The sequence below is a fragment of the Bhargavaea cecembensis genome, assembly GCF_001619585.1.
GTDB classification, from domain to species: domain Bacteria; phylum Bacillota; class Bacilli; order Bacillales_A; family Planococcaceae; genus Bhargavaea; species Bhargavaea cecembensis_A.
This window is the reverse complement of record NZ_LQNT01000007.1, coordinates 1-298: the sequence shown is the minus strand read 5'-3', so window position 1 is coordinate 298 and position 298 is coordinate 1. Positions and strand designations below refer to the sequence as shown.

1 tRNA gene is annotated in these 298 nt (G+C 51.3%); it reads right to left on the bottom strand.

What is annotated here, in order from left to right:
• Positions 1–50: 50 nt before the first annotated feature.
• Positions 51–127 (bottom strand) — tRNA-Ile (locus AV656_RS03700).
• Positions 128–298 lie beyond the last annotated feature (171 nt).

Here is a 298-nt window from a genome sequence, read left to right as displayed (position 1 = left end):
AGGCGCTCTCCCAGCTGAGCTAAGGCCCCATATAAAGCAAGAAAGAAAAATGGTGGGCCTAAGTGGACTCGAACCACCGACCTCACGCTTATCAGGCGTGCGCTCTAACCAGCTGAGCTATAGGCCCATTTTCTCCTGCATATGAAGTTTCAAATGTCCAGCTCCAAACACCAGCTCACGCGTCTGCTTCGGCCTCTCGGTCGAAATGCAAGCATTTCTACTCGAGTCCTCCAGCATCCGGTTGAGCTAAGCGGTGTTTTCCGCTTTTCCATGAACCTTCAAAACTGAACGCAAAACG